The sequence below is a fragment of the Pseudomonas laurylsulfativorans genome (assembly GCF_002906155.1).
In the GTDB taxonomy this organism is placed as follows: Bacteria; Pseudomonadota; Gammaproteobacteria; order Pseudomonadales; family Pseudomonadaceae; genus Aquipseudomonas; species Aquipseudomonas laurylsulfativorans.
Window position 1 is genome coordinate 16801 of sequence record NZ_MUJK01000006.1, and the last position, 16625, is coordinate 33425.

Consider the following 16625-nt stretch of genomic DNA (forward strand, 5'->3'; position numbering starts at 1 on the left):
TTTGATCTTTTGATTTCTATTCGGGCGGATCAATCCGATACAGCGCCCGGTTCACCGCCAGTTCCCCCAGCATGATGACTTGGGCAATCCCCAGCAGGGTATTGCGACTCGTCCCCTCCGTACGATCCGCCAGATCCATGGTCATGACGTTTGCCGAGGCCAGCGACTCGCAGGCATGGGTGAGCAGGGTTTCGGCATGGAGGTCCGTGTTGACGATAAACATGGTGCAGAGCTTGCGTGGGGTGGCGCGGATGTCAGCGGCTGAGGGGATACGTTCGGACGGCTCGTGAAGTGTATTTGAATCGAGGGTTTCTGAAGACGTTTCCGGATCGGTTTCCGGGGGGTTAGGTGTCGGTTTGAACATAGATGAAACTCCATATGGGATTGATGGAGTCATCACCCTCGCTACCAAACGAAAGGTGGTGACCATGCGGAGGTTGGTAGACCGGCCCATATGGCAAACCCGGCGCACCCGAGGGTGCCCTGCGCATGGTCGCCATTGATACAAGTGCCGTAGAAAAGCACCTGTAAATGGTGACGCTATACGCCATTTGAGGACGGGCTACCAAACCCGATCGCTGTTTTTTTCAGCGACCAGCAAACGATAAAACCCAGCCCCAAGGCGTACAAGCCGGCGGATTCTGGAGTATGTGTAGGCAACGACGCAAGGCGCTGTGGCTTTCACGAAGTAACCTTGAGGACTTTTAAACACGCAGGGGTTGCGCTCTGGAGTGGCGTTCGACCCGAACGGTTTAACCCTGTCAAAAAGCAGCCGCGGCACTGGGCGCCGACAAGATAGCGAACGGTCCTACAGGTTGGGGGTGTCAACACTCGGACGCATCCTACGAGTGCGCCGGAAGCATCCTATATCAACCTTTTTTTCCTTCCTGAAAGCTGTCGAGCGCTTGAACGGGGATGGAAATGAAGCCTCCCCCAATGTCCCAGGGAGGTCCGTACTTGAACACCATTCTGCCCGTCTTCTTCGACCACAGCCGCCACAAACTACTGATCGATGGCCTCGACACCCACCTCGACGTCCTCACCTTCGAGGGCCATGAGTACCTCAGCCAACCCTACCTCTACCGCATCGAATTCACCGCCAGCGACCTCGACATCGGCGCGGAAAAATTCATCGGCCAATACGCCGAGTTCAGCCTGTACGACGCGCCGTCCAACGTACCCGTGTTCGACTGGGAAGTGCCCAGGCCGATAATGCCGCTGCGCACCCTGTACGGCCGCATCACTGCCTGCCAGCGCCTGTCCAGCTCAATCGACGAAGCCCGCTACGAAGTCACCCTGCAACCGCGCCTGGCCCTGCTCGATCGCGGCCAGCAAACGCGGATCTATCAGCACCAATCCGTACCGGACATCGTCAAAAGCATTCTGCGCGACCGCCATGGTCTGGACACCGGGCACTTTCGCTTCAACCTCAAGCGCGAGTACCCGCAGCGCGAGCAAGTCATGCAGTACCAGGAAAGCGACCTGGCTTTCATCAGCCGGATCCTCGCCGACGTCGGCATCTGGTACCGCTGCTTCCAGCACGAAGAGCTCGCCTTCGATGTCGTCGAGTTCTGTGACGACCAGCGCTGCTACCAGTTCGACGTCGAACTGCCGCTGCGCTCGCCCTCGGGCTTCAGCAACAGCGAGCAGGACAGCGTCTGGGCCCTGAGAACCCGCCACCGGGTGGTGGAGCAGCAAGTCAGCGTACGCGCCTATCACCCCGACGACAGCCGCGCCTACCTCGACGGCGAGGTAGACCAGACCCTCGGCGAGCCCACCACCCACGGCGTGGCCACGACCCGTGGCGTCGCCGACAACACTTACGGCGAGGCCTACCACTACGCCGAACCCTACCGCGTGCTCGGCAAGTCCCACCTGCGCGACGAAGACCTGCAAAGCGAAAGCGGCTTTTTCTACGCGCGCCTGCGCCACGAACGCTACCTCAACAACCAGACCCACCTCAGCGGCACCAGCAGCAGCGCCACCCTGGCCCCGGGTCAGGTCCTGACCATCAGCGGCGACGTACCCAAGGCCTTCACCCCCCGCGTGGTGATCAAAAAGACCACCATCCGCGCCGCCCGCGACCGCAGCCTGACCTGCGATTTCGAAGCCATGCCCTACGCCCTGCGCCTGTGCTTTCGCCCAGAAGTACCGCCCAAACCGCAAATCGCCGGCACCCTGCCGGCACGCATCACCCACCCCCAAAGCGCGCACAGCGCGGACATGCAGCTCAAGGCGGCCAAGGGCAACATCGATTTGCATGCTCTGGAAGGCCTTCTGCACGCCCTGGCCAAGGGCGACATCAAGATTGAGAGCGTGGATGGCCGGGTGCACATCCGCGCTGAGAAAGAGCTGATATTGGAATGCGGAGGGGTCTTCGTCCGCTTGAAAGACGGCGACCTCGACCAGGGCGCCCCCGGCAATATCTATCAACGGGCCAAGCATGTGCAAAAGCTTGGCAGCGCCAGGCTGGATACGCCGGCAACACCGTTACCCGGAGGTTACTCCGCGAAATACGTCCTGAAAGATGAGGCCCAGGCACCGCTGGCATATACACGCTACCGGATCACCACTGAACAGGGCGAGGTGTTTAACGGCGTAACCGACAAGGAAGGGCGAACCATGAGCGCTCATACCTTGTTGCCGGGTGGACTGAAGATTGAGTTTCCGCAGTCAACAAAATGGATCAGTTTTTCTGCCCCGCCTGAATTGAACTACCAGGGCATAAAGTGCACAGCCACCATGGATGACGGGGCGACTCTGCAAGGTGAATTTGATAGCGAGAATAAGGTGAGCTTTTATTCTTTTTCTGGAAAATCTTGCGTCAAGTTCGAAGTGGAGTGCCCGGACAAGCAAGAAAACACGATCATCAGTGGTACTGAAAAATTGCTAAAGGAACTTGCGGAGTAACTATTATGGATTCTTTTTATCGCTACTATCTTGCTGGAAAAATACACGCAATTGATGATGATACTCTAGAAAAAGCAATTGAAAGCTTTGAGGGGGCGGCCCTAAAGTTTTCTGCGGATTTTATAAGTGACGCTAGGCAGCGTGATAATTACAATCGAAATGTAAGTAGGGTCAAAGATGAAGTTCTAACTCAGGTGAAGTCCGGCAAAGTCTCGGTCAAGGAGGCGGCAGAGTTCTGCTACGAGATGCGAAACAAAATTATGATTGAGGTCCGAGCGAAAACGTCTACGCACGGATTATCCATCGCAGAGCGTAAAAAAATGATTTCTAAAGCCTTAGAGGATCTGTTGGATAGTAAGGCGATTGACAAATTTGGCAAAAGGTTCGTTGATCTGGAAGTTCGTCAAAAAACATCAATTCACTATGAGATTATTGAGTCTTCGGCGCGGCCGAATGCTCAGTACAATACGCGAAATAGGGTGTTGAGGGTCGCTGGCAAGGTATTGATTGTTGTTACTATTACCTATGCTGCATACGAAATCGCGAACGCGGAAAATAAATCGAAAGAAGTGATCAAGCAAGGGGCTGTAATTGGTGGCGGTGTGGTGGGGACTATTTTGGCAGGCAGTGCCGTTATTGCAGTGTGTGGACCAGGGGCACCGGTATGCACAATTGCACTATTGCTTGCAGGGGGCACTTCATTTAGCTGGCTTGCATCAAGTGCGGTGATTTTTTTTGATGAGGAATTAGATGAGTTCACCAAGTGGCAGGTTAACTAATGTCAGTGTCAGTTTTGTTGGGGCGGTGAGCTGGAAAATAGGCTAGAGGGATAGAGGGTAAACAATTGACTTTTACCATTTTGAAATTGTCTTTGTTTTTTGGGCCTTTGATGGTGGCTTTAACGGGTGTTGCTATTAATTGTTATATCGCGTTTCGCGACTTGGATGTGGTGCTGGGTAATTTTAAAAATAGTTACGCAATAACTTCATTTGGGGGTGGCGGACGCTCATTTTTTTCACGCTGTATATTGGCTTCTATTGTATCTGGTGGAGTGCTTTGGCCCAGCAGGCATATACGAAATGGAACGCTTGATCCTGAAGAGTTGGCTCGATTACCCGTCTCAATAAAATGCCGTATGAAGTGGGCTGTAGTGCTCGTTTACTCGGGCGTAATATGCCTTTTTGCGGTATTCATTGGTGCTGAGATTTTCAGGTGGTCGGCTGCATGAGAAAACCAGTCGGACGGCTAAGTGATCTTCCAATAGGACAGCATCGAAATAGAAATTGTTCAGAGAAAGTCGCTTGTCGGCTACCGAATTACCAACCAGCAGGGTCAGGTTTCAAGGGGATGGCCGGTGGCGATAGGCATACCTTGGAGATAATTACCGTGCTACCGGGCGGGCCTAAGTTTGAGTTTAAAAAAGAATCATTAGAGTCGGGTCCGGGGCACTGGGTGACAATTGATCACAATAATGTGCTTGTCGGATATGGCTGTAGGATCAGGAGCAGCTGCGGACGGATGATTGGGGCGCCGTTCATGGCGGCAAGGGCCTTTTCATCAGCGCGGACAAACAGGAGAAAGCCAAGGGTGCGCAACTCGACATGGATGCTGCCGTCGCCCAATTGGAAAGTGCCTTGTCACTGGCGCGTTCTCTGGCCGATGCGGCTCGCGCGACCAAAGCCACTCCCGGCGACACCGCCAGCCAGCAACGGCTTAGACAAGTCCTCGATGGCTTGAAGCAACCGGGTCTGTTGCTGCACGCCCCGGCAGGTATAGGCATGGTCAGCCCGGAGGCGGTGAGCCTGTCCTCGGGTAGCGAAAGCGTGAGCGCCGTTGCCGCGCACAACGTCGACCTCAGCGCCGGGCAGAACATCACCGCCACCGCCGAGGACGGAATCAGCCTGCTCGCGCACAGCGCGGACATGCAGCTCAAGACGGCCAAGGGCAACATCGATTTGCATGCCCTGGAAGGCCTTCTGAACGCCCTGGCGAAGGGCGACATCAAGATTGAGAGCGTGGATGGCCGGGTCCACATCCGCGCTGAGAAAGAGCTGATATTGGAATGCGGAGGGGTCTTTGTCCGCTTGAAAGACGGCGACCTCGATCAGGGCGCCCCCGGCAATATCTATCAACGGGCCAAGCACGTGCAAAAGTTTGGCAGCGCCAGGCTGGATACGCCAGCAACACCGTTACCCGGAGGTTACTCCGGGGAATACGTTCTGAGAGATGAGAGCCAGGCACCGCTGGCGTTTACCCGCTACCGGATCACCACTGAACAGGGCGAAGTGTTTAACGGCGTAACCGACAAGGAAGGGCGAACCATGAGCGCTCATACCTTATTGCCGGGCGGGCTGAAGATTGAGTTTCCAGCGTCCGAGAAATGGATCAGTTTTACTGCACCATCTGATATGAATTATCAAGGTTTGAAGTGCAGTGCCACGATGGATGATGGAACAGTGCTTCTAAGTGAGTTTGATAGTGAAAATAAAGCGAATTTTTGTTCGTTTGTTGGAGAGGCTTGTATCAAATTTGAAATCAGAGGATCTGAATCGAGAGGGTCGTGACTCCAGTGGTGCGGAGAAATTACTGCGAATGTTGGTGGAGTAACTGTTATGGATAATTTTTATCGTAATTACTTAGCTCAAAAAAACCATCCCATTGATGACGATGTATTAAATAAGGCCGTTGAAAGCTTTGAAGGGGTTGCGCTGAAGTTTTCTAACGATTTTTTAAATGATGCGCGGCAGCGCGAAAACTACAATCGAAATGTCAGAAGAGTCAAGGCGGAGGTTTTAAGCCAAGTAAGGTCTGGAAGTGTCTCGGTGAAGGAAGCAGCGGAGTTTTGCTACGAGGCGCGAAATAAAATAATGGCGGAGATTCGTGCCAATACATCGGTCCATGGGTTGGCTATTGCGGAGAAGAAGAAATTCGTTGCTCCTGCCTTGGAGGAGATATTGAACCGGAAGACTGAAGAGAAGTTTGGTAAAAAATTTGTAGATCTGAGTCAGGCGCAAAAAAATTCAGTGTACTATGAAGTCGTTGAGTCTTCGGCAAGGCCGAATATAAAGTTTAATACTGTAAATAAAGTGCTAAAGGTATCAGGGAAGGTTTTGATTGTTGTGACTATCGCCCATGCGACTTATGTAATTGCCAATGCAGATAATAAACCCAAGGAAGCTATTAAGCAGGGTATTACCATAGGCGGTGGATTGGCGGGAGGAGTATTGGCAAGCATGGCTGTATCTACGATCTGTGGACCTGGCGCGCCGTTCTGCGCAATCGGTTTAATGCTGGCAGGCGGGGCTGCGTCTGGCTGGGTGGCTTCGGAAATCGCAGACTCCCTTGATGATGAACTAGAGGAGTTTGCAAGGTGGCAGATCAACTGAACGAAAAACTGTGGTTGGCTTTGTCGGGTGCGTTTGTTGATAGTGAGATTGACTACAAATATATCGCGAGTATCGCAAAAAATTACCCTTTGCCGGATGTCGAGTACGCGTTTTTTGAAAGAGTTGCGCCCGTGTGTATTTACAATCTGCTGGCACCAGTGCCTCCGGTCTGCTGGTTCTTCAATGAGGATCAGCTTTTACGCGATATCGAGTTGTTGATAAAGAAGAGACTCAGTAGAGGTGTCTCGAGTAAGGCGGTTGCCCCGGTTCAAGGGTGGTTTATTCGGTTGGTTTGTAAGGGTGTCTGGGCCGAAATTAAAGCTGAAATAGAGCGAGCAAAAGCTGACTAAAGGACTGCGTCGAGTGAGAGTAAAGTGGCTCTATTGTTCTGTGGGTAGGATGGATGTTTTTTATATTTCCCGGGTCGGTTGTCTCAAATTTTTCCACTAAAAAGGGAGCGCAGGATAATTCGGAATGGGCCTTTAATGCTTGGCAAAAGATCATTAAACGGAACAAACGGCGCCAAAAAGCCCAGGCCTCGCCCATAGCTCCCATCATCGAGTTCTATTTCGGCGAATCCGACCTGTCGGACCTCGACTGATGCGCCGGGTCTTGTTGCTGACATGTCTGCTGCTGGTCGCCGAAATCGTCCCACTGCCACCCGCGCCGTTGCCATCCTGGGACGGCAAGCTCAAATGGCTCGAAGAACGCCTGGCCAATGTCCCCCCTGAAAAACCCAGCGAAACGCTAATCAACCAACTGGCCAAAGCCAAGCTTCTCGACCCGGCCACGGGACAGGGTCTACCGGGATCGCCTGCATTCAGCCAATCTCATTTGTCGGCACCGAACTGCCATAGCGGCCAAGCCTGTCCGGTAAGTGGATACTGGAAGGTGGGCTGGCTTCCCCGCCACCACTCAGTAGACAGGAGCGTCGCTCGGTATTTCGAACAGGGCGAGATCTTGCCGACACAACTGGTCCAGCGCTACCAGATGCGCACTTGGCCCTTTTCCGACAGGATCACACGACACGAACAAGCGGTTGAATGGTACCTGCTCGGGTGATGGACCACTTTGTAGAAGCTATCGCAGGCTGCGATCTTTTCATTTGGGATGTCGTTACAATCGGCTCATTTCCCCCAGGAGCAGACTTCCATGAGCGCTTCCCACCGCCGCCCGGTTCCCTTGTCCAAGGCTTATCGTCTGCTCAATCATGGCCCGACCGTGCTGGTCAGCGCCGCCCACGATGGTCGGCGCAATATCATGGCGGCAGCCTGGGCCATGCCGCTGGATTTCGAACCGCCGAAAATTGCCGTGGTGCTGGACAAGTCCACCTGGACTCGCCAGTTGCTGGAAGCTTCGGGCACTTTTGTGCTGAACGTGCCTTGCGCTGCCCAGGCCGACATCGTGCAGACCGTCGGCTCGACCTCCGGCCTGGAATTGACCCAGGGCCAGGGCCGCGACAAGTTCGAGGCCTACGACTTGCAGACCTTCACCGGCGAGTCGGTCGATGCGCCGATGCTCGAAGGCTGCGTGGCCTGGCTGGAATGTCGTTTGTTGCCAGAGCCGAACAACCACCAGCAGTACGATCTGTTCCTGGCCGAAGTGATTGCCGCTCAGGCTGACGAGCGCGTGTTCAGCGAAGGCCGCTGGCACTTCGAAGGGCAAGATGCCTTGCGCACCTTGCACCATGTCGCGGGCGGGCATTTCCTGAAGATCGGCGATCCGGTGGATGGCAAGACCCTGCAGGCGTGAGCCGGTTGGCGCTCAAATCCACAGATCATTCTCGGCCGTGCGCTCGCCACCTTCGCTGCCGGTATTGAGCACACCCTTGGGTTCGATCAGCAGGAGCTTTACCTCCTGATCGGCGCAGGGTTTGTGTTCGACGCCTTTGGGCACCACATACATTTCCCCTGCGTTCAGCAGCACGTGGCCATCACGAAAGTCGATGCGCAACCGGCCTTCCAGAACGATGAAGGTTTCGTCGGTATCGACGTGGTCGTGCCAGATGAAATCCCCCAGCAGCTTCACCACCTTGAACTGGTACTCGTTCATTTCGGCGATGACCCGGGGTGACCAGTGGGAATCGATCCGGCTGATTTTTTCAGCGAAGTTCAGGCTTTCGTAAGCGTTCATGAAACAGCTCTCGTGGTTGTTGGTGAATCCACGATAGCCAGCGGCTCGATGCGCTTCTTGTACGATTGTGCGTGGCTCAGCGGCGCTGCATGTTCATCCAGCGGGCCGGTGACAGGCCGTAGGTTTTGCTGAATTGCCGAGTCATGTGACTCTGGTCGGTGAAGCCCGCGATCAGCGCTGCGCTGACCAGTGTCTGCCCCTGGATCAGCAGCGCGCGGACCATGTCCAGACGCCGCATGGTCAGGTAGCGGTAGGGGCTGGTGCCGAACAACAGGCGAAAATCCCGCGACAGGCTCCAGCGATCCCGGCCACTGTGCTGTGCCAGTTCATCCAGGGTCACCGTGCGATCAAGGGCGCTGTGGATGTATTCCCGGGCGCGCTGCGCAGCGACGTAGTCGAACCCAGAGCGTTTGGTCGGCCCGCCGGAAACCGTGCTCAAGGCTTGTGCCAGATCGAACAGTGCGTCCTGTTCTTCCAGTGGGTCGAGCGGGCAATCCAGGCTGCGCAGCAGCGCTCCCGTGGCGGCGAACAGGCGTGGGTCGTTCGACAGTCCGGTCTTGATGAACGGCAGCGGCTGACCGCCGAGTATCTGCTGGATCAGTGCGGGTTCGATGTACATCATCCGGTACTGGAAACCGGACTCAGTGCCGGCCTCGCCATCGTGGGCTTCGTCCGGGTGCAGCACTATCGTTGTGCCCGGCAGGCTGTGACGCCTGCCACCGCGATACTGAAAGCTCTGCACCCCGGCAAGGGTGTGGCCGATGGCATAGGTGTCGTGGCGGTGAAGATCGTAGCCATGGCCGGCAAAAAACGCCTCGAAACGCTGCAGCCCGCCGACATCGGGCGCGCGATGGAACCAGTCATTGCGAGGCAGTTGCTTGGCCATGGTGATGATCGTCTTTGGATCGATGTGCAACACGGTAACCCAGTCAGCGACTTCCTGTCTTCTGATCGGAAGGGGACATGTGCGCTAGAAAACCAGGGGTAAATACTGCACTGTGTGGCCATTCTCTGAAGGTCGTTTTTCTATTCGTCAGGTGAGGCCAGGTCATGAGCAAGTTGCGTGTGGGGATCATTTTCGGGGGCCGTTCGGCCGAGCATGAGGTGTCGCTGCAATCGGCGAAGAATATTGTCGACGCCCTCGATCGTTCACGCTTCGAACCTGTGCTGATCGGCATCGACAAACAAGGCCACTGGCACCTCAACGACCCTTCCAATTTTTTGCTGAACCAGGAAAACCCGGCGCTGATTGCCCTCAACCAGTCCAATCGCGAACTGGCCGTGGTGCCGGGCAAAGCCAGCCAGCAACTGGTGGAAACCTCCAGTCAGGAAATGCTCGGTCACGTCGATGTGATCTTCCCGATTGTCCACGGCACCCTCGGCGAGGACGGTTGCCTGCAAGGTTTGCTGCGCATGGCTGATCTGCCGTTTGTCGGCTCCGATGTGCTCGGCTCGGCAGTGTGCATGGACAAAGACATCAGCAAGCGCCTGCTGCGCGATGCCGGCCTGGCTGTGACGCCGTTCGTGACCGTGACCCGCGCCACGGCGGCTCGCACCGGGTTTGCCGAGGTGCGGGGCAGGTTGGGATTGCCGCTGTTCGTCAAACCGGCGAACCAGGGCTCTTCCGTGGGCGTGAGCAAGGTCACCGACGAGGCTGAATACACCTCGGCGCTGGAACTGGCCTTGAGTTTCGATACCAAGGTGTTGATCGAATCTGCCGTCAGCGGCCGCGAGATTGAATGCGCGGTACTCGGCAATGAAGACGCCGTCGCCAGTGGCTGCGGCGAGATCGTGGTGCGCAGCGGGTTCTATTCCTACGACAGCAAATACATCGACGACAAGGCCGCTGAAGTGGTGGTGCCGGCCAATATCAGCGTTGAGGCCAGCGAGCGCATTCGCGCCCTGGCCGTCGAGGCATTCCAGGTGCTGGGCTGCTCCGGCCTGGCCCGCGTCGATGTGTTCCTGACCGACAGCGGCGAAGTGCTGATCAACGAAATCAACTCGCTGCCCGGCTTCACCCGCATCAGCATGTACCCGAAACTGTGGCAGGCCACCGGCATGACCTACAGCGAACTGGTGACCCGATTGATCGAGCTGGCGCTGGAAAAGCATCAGGTTCGACAGGGGTTGAAGATCAGTCGATAAGCGAGCTTGCCGAGAAACTAAGGGCCTACCCACCGGTAAGCCCTTTCTCATTCCCGTGTACGACTCAATCCCCCAGCGCTTGTCCCTCACGCCGCGGATCGGCCCCACCCGTCAGCGACGCTTTCCCCTGCGCGTCCTTCACCCGAACGATCGCCTGGGTTCCGCTGGTCATGTCGATCTCGTTCACGCTGTGCCCTTTGTCTTTCAGCGCCTGAATCAGTGTCGGGCTGAACTGCCCCTGTTCCAGTTCGGTCGGGCCGTTGCGGCTGCCGAAGTTGGGCAGGTTGATGGCGGCTTGGGCATCGAGGTTCCAGTCGAGCAGGCCGATGGTGGATTTAGCCACGTATTCGATGATTTGCGAGCCGCCGGGAGAGCCGACCGTGGCGAGGAATTCGCCGCTCTGGCGGTCGAAGATCAGGGTCGGGGCCATGGAGGAGCGCGGGCGTTTGCCGGGTTCGACGCGGTTGGCGACTTTCTGCCCGTTTTCCTCGGGAATGAACGAGAAGTCGGTCATCTCGTTGTTGAGCATGAACCCCTGAACCATGATGTGCGAGCCGAACGCCGACTCGATGGTGGTGGTCATCGACACGGCGCCGCCGGCGTCATCGACGGCCACCACTTGCGAGGTGGAAATCCGCAGCGGCGAACGGTCCGGCGCGTAGGCCACCTGAATCCCAGGCGGGGTGCCGGGTTTGGCCGTGCCCATGCTGCGTTCGCCGATCAGGGCGGCGCGGCTGGCGAGGTAGGCCGGGTCGACCAGGCCTTTGACCGGCACGGGTACGAAGTCTGTGTCGGCGACGTACTGTGCGCGGTCGGCGTAGGCCAGGCGTTCGGCTTCTGAGATCAGGTGCACGGCTTGCGGGTCGGGCTCGATGCCGGCCGGAGCGGTGGTCTTGACCGGCTTAAGCGGCGCCAGCGCCAGGCGCTTGTCGCGAGCTTCCAGGGCCTGCAGCGTGCCGAGGATCTGCGCCACGGCGATTCCGCCCGACGACGGTGGCGGCATGCCGCAGACTTGCCAACGCTTGTAGTCGGTACACAGGGGCGCACGTTCCTTGGCCTGGTAGTGGGCGAGGTCGCTCACGGACAAGCTGCCGGGGTTGGCGTGACCCTGGACCCTGGCTGCGATCTCCTCGGCGACCGGGCCTTTGTACAGGGCGTCGGCGCCTTCATGGGCGATGCGACTGAACACGGCGGCCAGCGCCGGGTTCTTCAAGTTTGTACCGACGGCTTTCGGGCTGCCGTCGGCATTACGGAAGTAAGCCATCATTTCCGGCGAGCGCTGCATGGAAGAGTCCGCAGCGATCAACTGATGCAATCGAGGTGAAATGGCGAAACCTTGCTCGGCGAGCTGGATGGCCGGTTCAAACAACTGCGCCCAGGGCAGGCGTCCGTGTTTTTGATGGGCCAGTTCCAGGACGCGCAATACGCCGGGTGTACCCACGGAGCGACCGCCAATCTGCGCCTGGTTGAAGCCCATCGGTTGCCCGTTGCTTTGTAGGAAAAGCTTCTCGGTGGCGCCGGCCGGGGCGGTTTCACGTCCGTCGTAGGTGCGCACGGCCTTGCCATCCCAGAGCACGATCAACGCGCCGCCACCAATGCCCGAAGACTGTGGCTCGACCAGCGTCAACACCGCTTGCATGGCAATCGCGGCATCGATGGCCGAGCCGCCCCGGCGCAGCATCTCCCGTCCGGCTTCGGCCGCCAGCGGGTTGGCTGCAGCGGCCATGTATTTTTCGGCGTGCTGGGTGCGCAGATCGGTTCGGAACCCGGAAGCGCTTTCCGGAGCGAGCGGCAGCGTCGGCACCGTAGCGTTGTTGCATGCGGCCAGGCTCAAGGCGCTGGCGAGCAAAACCAGGGCTGGCAGGCGATAGCGGCGCAAAGGGAAGATTGAGAACACGTGGGGCACTCCGTCCGTTGGATCTACGATCAGTGGACTTTATCGGCCGACCGGGAGGGACGCAAACCGGGTCCCACGGCATTGACGTTTTTGCCCTTCATCAATGGCAGGATTTTCTGTAGGGTCGTTGCCAACAGGCAGGCCAGAAAATCAACAAGAGGCAGACATGCAAACCGAGTTTCCCACCCAGCCCAGCTATCGCATCCAGCGTGAACAATTCCTGGCCGCTGCGACCACCGCAGGCGCCACCTTGACTGAGTATCCGCACCCGCTCAAAGGCCCGTTCGGCGAACAGCTGAGCACCGATGTGGCGGTGTTGGGTGATCCGGGCGCCAAGCGGCTGCTGATCGCGTTGAGCGGCACCCACGGGGTCGAAGGCTTCTATGGCTCGGGCTGCCAGATCAAATGGCTGCAGGAGTTGGGCAGGCGCTCCCTGCCAGCGGATGTCGCCGTGGTCATGATCCATGCGATCAATCCCTGGGGCATGGCGTGGTTGCGCCGGGTCAACGAAGACAACATCGACCTCAACCGCAATCACCTGGATTTCCAGCACCCGCTGCCAGACAACCAGGCCTACAACGCCCTGCATGAAATCTATGCCTGCCCACAGTTGCAGGGGCCGGATCGTGAGCGTGCCGATGCCTTGCTCGACGAGCAAATCCGCCAACACGGTTGGTCGGCGGTGATGTCGATTGTCGAGGGCGGTCAGCATGCGCATCCCGATGGTCTGTTTTTCGGCGGGCTGGCGCCGAGCTGGTCGAATCGCACGCTGCACCGGATCGTGCAAAAGCACGTGGCCCATGCCGAGGTCGCCATGTGTTTCGACTTGCACACTGGCGCTGGCGAGTACGGTCATCCGATGTTGTTGACCATCACCGAGTCCGCCTATCCGGCATTGCCGGATGCGCAGGCGATTTATGGCCCGTGGCTCTACAGTCTGCAAACCGGCGCCGGCACGGTGAGCGAAACCGGTGTGGCGGCAACGGCCACCGGCTACACCTCACAGGCGTTGATCAATGCGTTGTCACAGGTACGGTTGATGCCTTTCGTCATCGAGTGCGGGACCTATCCCGGGCCGGACGTTCACCGCCATTTGCGTGATGACCACTGGCTGCATCTGCATGGCAACCCGAGTGACGCGACAGGGCGCGAGATCAAGGTGAATCTACTGGAACAGTTCTATCCGGCGGATAGCGATTGGCAGGCGATGGTCTGGTTGCGTACGTGGCAGATCTGGGAGCGGGCGTTGTCCGCGTTGCCGACAGTGTAGGAGCGAGCTTGCTCGCGATGGTCGTTAACGATAACGCGTGTTTACTGGTTAAACGCGGCGCTCTTGAGTCCATCGCGAGCAAGCTCGCTCCTACAGGCATAAAAAACGAGGCATAAAAAAACGGCTTACCTTGCGGTAAGCCGTTTTTAGTACTTGGTGGCTACACAGGGACTTGAACCCCGGACCCCAGCATTATGAATGCTATGCTCTAACCAACTGAGCTATGTAGCCAAGTGGCGCGCATTATTCACCGGTAACGGGGATGCGTCAAGCATAAATCTAAAATATTTCTCTGCGCTTTCAACCGTTTATCAAAATCTATCCTCTGAGCAGGGGTGAAGGGCAGCGCTGGAACCAGCGACTGGCCTGTTCATAGGCGTGCGCCAATTGCAGGACAGCGAAGTCAGCCTGGTGTCTGCCGATTATTTGCAGGCCCATGGGCAGGCCGCTGGCGTTGAAGCCGACCTGTACGTTAGCCACCGGGCAGCCGGACAAAGTGCCGGGAATCACCACCTCCATCCAGCGGTGATAGGTGTCCATGCTCACGCCTTCAATGGAGGCGGGCCACGCTTGGGTCTTGTCGAACGGGAATACCTGGGCGCTGGGCAGCAGCAGGTAATCGTACTTTTCGAACATTCGGGAGATCGCCCGATACCAGTCGCTGCGCGTCACCGAGGCGGCAAACACCTCGGTGGCCGAGAGTTTCAGGCCGTTTTCGACTTCCCAGCAGGCTTCCGGTTTCAACAGTGCACGCTTTTGCGGGTCGGCATAAGTTGCGCCCAACGAGCCGGCGACCATCCAGTGCCGCAACGTTCGCCAACTGCTCCACAGCTTCTCTGGGGCGAATTCGGACTGTACGGGCTCAATCTGGCAGCCCAGGCTTTCGAAGTCGCCGAAGGCCTTTTCGCACAGCGAGAGGATGCCTTTTTCCATCGGCAGGTAGCCGTTGAAGTCGCCGAGCCAGCCCAGACGCGTGCCTTTGAAGTCCCGATCCAGTGGTGCCGCAAAGATGCTGCCGGGCTCGGCAATGGACAGCGGCGCCCGCGCATCGGCCCCGGCCTGCACCGACAACAGCAACGCCGCATCCCGCACACTGCGCGCCATGGGGCCTTCGTAGCCGAGTTGGTCGATGAACAGGTCGGCACTGTCATCGAAGGGCACGCGGCCCTGGGATGGGCGGAAGCCGAAGATGTTGTTGAACGCGGCCGGGTTGCGCAGCGAGCCCATCATGTCGCTGCCATCGGCCACCGGCACCAGGTGCATGGCCAGCGCCGCCGCCGCGCCGCCGCTGCTGCCGCCAGCGGTCTTGCTCGGGTCGTAGGCGCAACCGGTCGCTCCGAAGATCGGGTTATAGCTTTGCGAGCCGAGGCCGAATTCCGGGGTGTTGCTCTTGCCGATGATGATGGCGCCTGCGGCTTTGATCCGCTCGACCATGATGCCGTCGCGCTCGGGGATGAAGTCCTTGTACAGCGGCGAACCCAGGGTGGTGCGGATGCCACGGGTCAGGGACAAATCCTTGATGGCGTGGGGCAAGCCGTGCATCCAGCCACGGTATTGGCCGCTGGCCAGTTCGGCGTCGCGGATATCCGCCTGGGCCAGCAGGTCTTCCGGCGCTTGCAGGCTCACCAGTGCGTTGACCTGCGGGTTGAAACGTTCGATATGGGCAAGATAAGTCTGCATCACTTCCCGGCAGGAAACCTGGCGCAGGCGGACGCGTTCGGCGAGCTCATGGGCCTGCAACAGGACCAGTTCGCTGATGTTGTTAGAGTTCATTGCAAGCGGCCTTTCAGACGGCTGGAAAAACGCCCCGCCAATGCGTCGGGGCGGTAGAGGTCAACGCATCAGGTTGGTCCAGAGACGGTCGGCCAGGCGGATCGCGCCTTCGCCGCAGGTCTTGCTGAACATCACCGGAGTGCCTTCGGGAATGTGCAGTTCCGGCGCGTCCTTGAGGGCCGCGTCGAGGAACGGTTCCACACCCTTGATCGGGCTCTGGTGCTTGAGGAAGTTCTGGGTCATCGCCGCGTTTTCAGGCTGGCTGAGGAACGCGATGAACGCCTTGGCGTTCGCCGGGTTCTTGCTGCCGGTCGGGATGACCATGTTGTCGACCCAGGCCAGCACGCCTTCTTTCGGGTACAGGTACTTCAGGCTCGGTTTCATTTCCCGGGCGCGCATCGACGAACCGCCCCAGAAGGTCGACATGTCGATTTCACCGGACGCCAGGTTTTCGCGGATCGAGCCAGCCTTGGAGCTGTAGGTCTTGACGAAGGGTTTCTGCGCCTTGAGCAGGGTCAGGACCTGCTGCATCTGCTTGGGATCTTCACTGCACAGAGGGATGTTCAAGTACAGGCTGGCCATGTCCACCACGTCGCTGACCGAGTCGAACATGTTGATCCGCCCTTGCAGCTCGGCGGGTGGCTCGTAAAGCACCTTGAGGCTGTCGGCAGGGCCTTTGTAGCGCTCGGTGTTGAGCACCACGCTGGTGGTGCCCCAGATGAACGGCACGGAGTAGGCGCCTTCCGGGTCCCAGGTGGGTTTTTTCAGGTTGTCGACGATGCTGGCGTAGTAGGGCTCGTTGACCGGGTCGAAACGCTCCAGCAGTTTTTCCTTGATCAGGATCGGTACGAACTGGTGCGACGGGATCGCCACGTCATAACCGGCACCGCCCTGTTTCAATTTCGCCAGCAGGGTTTCGTTGGAGTCGTAGGAGTCGACGGTGACTTCAATGCCGGTTTGTTTCTGGAACTTGGCGAGAATCTCCGGCGAAAAGTACCCGCTCCAGCTCACCACGTTGAGTTTTTCCGCGGCCTGAACGCTGCCGGCCATGGTCAGCGGTAAAGTCAGGAACAACGAAGTGCCGATGCTTTTAATCCACTTGCTCATGCTA

15 protein-coding genes, 1 tRNA gene and 1 pseudogene are annotated in these 16625 nt (G+C 57.9%); 10 read left to right on the plus strand and 7 right to left on the minus strand.

Translation table 11 applies throughout. The features are described 5' to 3' along the window. Positions 1-16: 16 nt before the first annotated feature. A complete protein-coding gene (locus B0D71_RS19170) occupies positions 17-364 on the minus strand; it encodes a DUF6124 family protein (protein WP_046043796.1) in 348 nt (115 codons plus the stop codon). Between the two features lie 593 nt (positions 365-957). On the opposite strand from B0D71_RS19170, the gene B0D71_RS31495 reads away from it, so the two are divergent. The 8 genes and pseudogenes from B0D71_RS31495 (at position 958) to B0D71_RS19210 (ending at position 8048) form a co-directional block, all read left to right on the plus strand. Next, positions 958-2910, plus strand: coding sequence for a type VI secretion system Vgr family protein (locus B0D71_RS31495; RefSeq protein ID WP_240635718.1), 1953 nt, complete (start codon positions 958-960; stop codon positions 2908-2910). Between the two features lie 5 nt (positions 2911-2915). After that, the gene (locus B0D71_RS19180) at positions 2916-3689 is read left to right on the plus strand and encodes a hypothetical protein (protein WP_103396163.1); all 774 of its coding nucleotides are present in this window, start codon (positions 2916-2918) and stop codon (positions 3687-3689) included. A gap of 65 nt (positions 3690-3754) precedes the next feature. Then, the gene (locus B0D71_RS31270) at positions 3755-4138 is read left to right on the plus strand and encodes a hypothetical protein (RefSeq protein WP_133160949.1); all 384 of its coding nucleotides are present in this window, start codon (positions 3755-3757) and stop codon (positions 4136-4138) included. Between the two features lie 280 nt (positions 4139-4418). Beyond that, complete coding sequence (locus B0D71_RS19185; protein ID WP_103396164.1) at positions 4419-5474, plus strand: DUF2345 domain-containing protein; 1056 nt, start codon at positions 4419-4421, stop codon at positions 5472-5474. 48 nt (positions 5475-5522) lie between these two features. Then, the gene (locus B0D71_RS19190) at positions 5523-6296 is read left to right on the plus strand and encodes a hypothetical protein (RefSeq protein WP_103396165.1); all 774 of its coding nucleotides are present in this window, start codon (positions 5523-5525) and stop codon (positions 6294-6296) included. Then, a complete protein-coding gene (locus tag B0D71_RS19195; protein WP_103396166.1) occupies positions 6281-6646 on the plus strand; it encodes a DUF7079 family protein in 366 nt (121 codons plus the stop codon). Before B0D71_RS19190 ends, B0D71_RS19195 begins: the two co-directional genes overlap by 16 nt. A gap of 286 nt (positions 6647-6932) precedes the next feature. Next, positions 6933-7358, plus strand: a pseudogene (locus B0D71_RS19205) (DUF6396 domain-containing protein); the annotation flags it as partial. 90 nt (positions 7359-7448) lie between these two features. Continuing rightward, positions 7449-8048: a flavin reductase family protein gene (locus B0D71_RS19210; protein ID WP_103396168.1), complete on the plus strand. Its 600-nt coding sequence runs from the start codon at positions 7449-7451 to the stop codon at positions 8046-8048. Positions 8049-8060: 12 nt separating this feature from the next. On the opposite strand, the gene B0D71_RS19215 is transcribed toward B0D71_RS19210, so the two are convergent. Beyond that, positions 8061-8429, minus strand: coding sequence for a cupin domain-containing protein (locus B0D71_RS19215; protein ID WP_103396169.1), 369 nt, complete (start codon positions 8427-8429; stop codon positions 8061-8063). 76 nt (positions 8430-8505) lie between these two features. Then, positions 8506-9315 (minus strand): AraC family transcriptional regulator, encoded by an 810-nt coding sequence (locus B0D71_RS19220; RefSeq protein ID WP_103396393.1) that lies wholly within the window; start codon positions 9313-9315, stop codon positions 8506-8508. Positions 9316-9479: 164 nt separating this feature from the next. Here B0D71_RS19220 and ddlA point away from each other — a divergent pair, with 164 nt between their 5' ends. Continuing rightward, a complete protein-coding gene (gene ddlA / locus B0D71_RS19225; RefSeq protein ID WP_103396170.1) occupies positions 9480-10574 on the plus strand; it encodes a D-alanine--D-alanine ligase in 1095 nt (364 codons plus the stop codon). Positions 10575-10638: 64 nt separating this feature from the next. On the opposite strand, the gene ggt is transcribed toward ddlA, so the two are convergent. Next, a complete protein-coding gene (ggt, locus tag B0D71_RS19230) occupies positions 10639-12471 on the minus strand; it encodes a gamma-glutamyltransferase (RefSeq protein WP_103396171.1) in 1833 nt (610 codons plus the stop codon). Positions 12472-12637: 166 nt separating this feature from the next. Between ggt and B0D71_RS19235 the strand changes: the two genes are divergently transcribed. Beyond that, the gene (locus B0D71_RS19235; RefSeq protein WP_103396172.1) at positions 12638-13741 is read left to right on the plus strand and encodes a DUF2817 domain-containing protein; all 1104 of its coding nucleotides are present in this window, start codon (positions 12638-12640) and stop codon (positions 13739-13741) included. Positions 13742-13895: 154 nt separating this feature from the next. Here B0D71_RS19235 and B0D71_RS19240 read toward each other — a convergent pair. From B0D71_RS19240 to B0D71_RS19250, 3 genes are all read right to left on the minus strand, one after another. After that, positions 13896-13972 (minus strand) — tRNA-Met (locus B0D71_RS19240). Positions 13973-14059: 87 nt separating this feature from the next. Further along, positions 14060-15514, minus strand: coding sequence for an amidase (locus tag B0D71_RS19245; protein ID WP_103396173.1), 1455 nt, complete (start codon positions 15512-15514; stop codon positions 14060-14062). A gap of 60 nt (positions 15515-15574) precedes the next feature. Continuing rightward, positions 15575-16621, minus strand: a complete 1047-nt coding sequence (locus B0D71_RS19250) for an ABC transporter substrate-binding protein (RefSeq protein ID WP_103396174.1) — start codon at positions 16619-16621, stop codon at positions 15575-15577. Between the last annotated feature and the right edge of the window lie 4 nt (positions 16622-16625).